Genomic DNA, 2,722 nt, shown 5'->3' on the forward strand with positions numbered 1-2,722 from the left:
TGCGACCGCGACAAGGCCTCCAACGCTTCTCGTTGACCGTCTGACATGACCAAAGCAGCCGCCGGTGTCATCACCCACGAAGTCTAACGCAGACCAGCCAATTATTTTGGAGACACACCACTAGTTGCCCCGATCCAGCTGCTCGGTGAGGTCGACCACCGCGGCGCCGGGCGCGTTCGTCTTCACCGACTCAATGCCCTAATGAGGGTTAGCGGGTCGGTCGTCGGGCAGACTTGCTACCGGTAGCGGCTGGCGGGTGAGCACTTCACCGCCCTGGACGTTTGAGTAGTTCGAGTCCTGCGAGAAGATCGTCACCCCCGCCGGTTCGCCGGGAGAAGGGATCGCTGATGGGATGTCGTGCCCGCCGAGGCGGCGTGAGCACTGGTTCATTAGGGCGCTGATAGTTCTCCCGCGCTGCTTCCAGATCCGATAACTGCAGATAGGAGGGGCGAGTTGCTGTTCGCGGAGACGACTGGGCCGAGGATCATCATGATGTCGAGCTGATGGACCGGGCGGGGCGCACGTTGGCCAAGGCCCGGTTGCCGGAGGGCCTGGTTGGAATCGCTCGGCTGCACGCGTTGATCGGCGAGCAGCTTCGTGAGGACGCCGAGGAGGCTGAGGTGCTGGTCGGGATCGAAACCGACCGTGGGCCGTGGGTGGCAGCGCTGACCGCCGCGGGCTACACCGTGTACGCGGTCAATCCGCTGCAGGCGGCTCGGTACCGGGAACGGCACGCGGTGTCCGGCGCGAAGAGCGATGTCGCCGATGCGCACATCCTCGCCGACATGGTTCGCACCGATTCGCATCAGCTGCGCTCGGTAGCGGCCGACAGTCCCGGCGCTGAAGCGGTGAAAGTCGTTGCGCGGACACACAAGACGTTGATCTGGGAACGCACCCGCCACACTCAGCGGCTGCGGCATGCGCTGCGTGAGTACTTTCCCGCCGCGCTCGAGGCGTTTGATGACCTGGACGCTTCCGACACGCTCGAGCTGCTGGGCAAGGCCCCTGATCCGGCCTCGGCGGCGAAGCTGACCCGTAGCCAGATCCGTGCCGCTCTCCAACACGCCCGCCGCCGCGACATCGACGCCAAGACCACCAGGATCCAGGCTGCGCTGCCCGACGAGCAGCTCGGCCGTGACGCGGTGATCACCGGCGCCTACGCGGCCACCACCCGCTCGGCTGTGGCGGTGCTTACCGTGCTCAACAGCCAGATCAAGACCCTGCACGGGCAGGTGGAGGAGCATTTTGGCCGGCACCCAGACGCTGAGATCATTCTGTCCCAGCCCGGCATGGGATCGGTGCTCGGCGCTCGGGTGCTCGCCGAATTTGGAGATGCCCCAGGGCGTTACGCCGACGCGAAGGGGTGCGGCCGCTCATTTTTTCCGGGACGTCCACCCAGCACAGGGGTGGCGGCAGGACAATGCGGGAGCTGGTCGCAGGCATCAACTGAGTGATGGGCAGGGCACGCACGCAACGTATCTCAGGCAGCCGCTTCCTGTAGTCGGGTGTCTGGCATGGCCAGGGCGGCATCGCCGAGCTCACGCAGGCTGTGATAGCAGCGGCGCAGGATTTTGCGCTCCACCGCCAACGCCGGGTTCTTGCCGTTCTTGCCGTCGTGGTTGGCCGCCAGCGTGTGGTAGTAGGCGTAATCCAGGGAACCGCGGCGGGCAGCACACTTGCCCGCCTCGAACGCGGCCCACCGCAGCTGCGGTGAGCCCTGCCGGGATAGGTGCCCCGGTGAGCGTTTGCCGTCGGAGGAGTAAACGGTGACATCGAGCCTGGCGAAGCCCACGAGCTGATCGGAGCTGTGGAATCGGCGGGCATCGCCGATCTCGGCCCAGATGATCGCCGCGCACAGCCACCCGACGCCGTGGTGGCGCTGCAGGGCCTGGCAGCGGCGTTGGCGTCGGGCGAAGGTCACCAATTGGGTTCGCAACGGGTCGATCTCGGCGCTGAGCTCATCAATGCGGCGCAGCGCCGTGTCGATGTACTGCCGCCCGGTCGCTGATAGTTCGGCGCTGGCCAATGCCTCGCGGCCGGCCGCCGACAGCAGCGCCTTGATCGGTAGGCAGCCTTGGTGGAACAACTGGGCGTGGATGCGCTGCTGCCAGGCGCGCCGCTCGTCCATCAGGGTGCAGTACAACCGGCCCAGGGTGCGGATCTCCAGTACGTGTGCGGGCGGGATCCGCGACTGCGGGAACCGACCCTGCACCAGCAGTGTGCGCAGTAGTCGCGGATCGGCGCGGTCGGTCTTGGCGCGCTTCTTCGGGCCCCGCGCTGCGGCGATCTCGGCCGGATCACCCAGATGCACACCCACGCCGGCGGCTGCCAGCTCGTCACACACGTACCGCCACCCGGTGCAGCCCTCCAGCGCGAAATCCGCGTCCCCGTCCGGGCAGTGCTCAGCCAGCCATGCCCGCAACGTCTTCCGCGTCGCCGGGCGGATCTGACCCCAGTGCACCAATCCGTCGTCGTCCACGTAATCGAAGGTGATCTGCTGTCGGTGCACGTCCAAGCCGCCTACTATCGTCATTGGGACCTCCTCGAGCTCCTGAAACAAATCTCTGACGCCCATATCAACGAGCGTCTGAGCCGAGGGGGTCCCCATCACATGTCAGATCATTGCCGAGCTATAGGCCCGGTTCGACCACCTGGCCGGTGCTCCGAAGGCGAGCTGACCCCAAGCCGGTGAGTTCCTACCGGGTGATGCCGTGGATGAAGA

General features: G+C 66.2%; 1 protein-coding gene and 1 pseudogene. One reads left to right on the forward strand and one right to left on the reverse strand.

The genetic code is table 11. The features are described from left to right. Positions 1-476: 476 nt before the first annotated feature. Positions 477-1,454: pseudogene (locus ACLP9N_RS16230) on the forward strand (IS110 family transposase); the annotation flags it as partial. 26 nt (positions 1,455-1,480) lie between these two features. Here the strand turns inward: ACLP9N_RS16230 and ACLP9N_RS16235 are convergent. Continuing rightward, on the reverse strand, positions 1,481-2,533 hold the full coding sequence (locus ACLP9N_RS16235) for an IS110 family transposase (RefSeq protein ID WP_442408383.1): 1,053 nt from the start codon (positions 2,531-2,533) through the stop codon (positions 1,481-1,483). Positions 2,534-2,722: the final 189 nt, after the last annotated feature.

Origin of the sequence: Mycobacterium sp. (assembly GCF_052144515.1) — a bacterium.
Classification (GTDB): Bacteria; Actinomycetota; Actinomycetes; order Mycobacteriales; family Mycobacteriaceae; genus Mycobacterium.

What these genes read in the sequence shown, in the direction of transcription:
- ACLP9N_RS16235 (WP_442408383.1), bottom strand. Translation starts at nt 2,533, where the DNA reads ATGACGATAGTAGGCGGCTTGGACGTGCACCGACAGCAGATCACCTTC.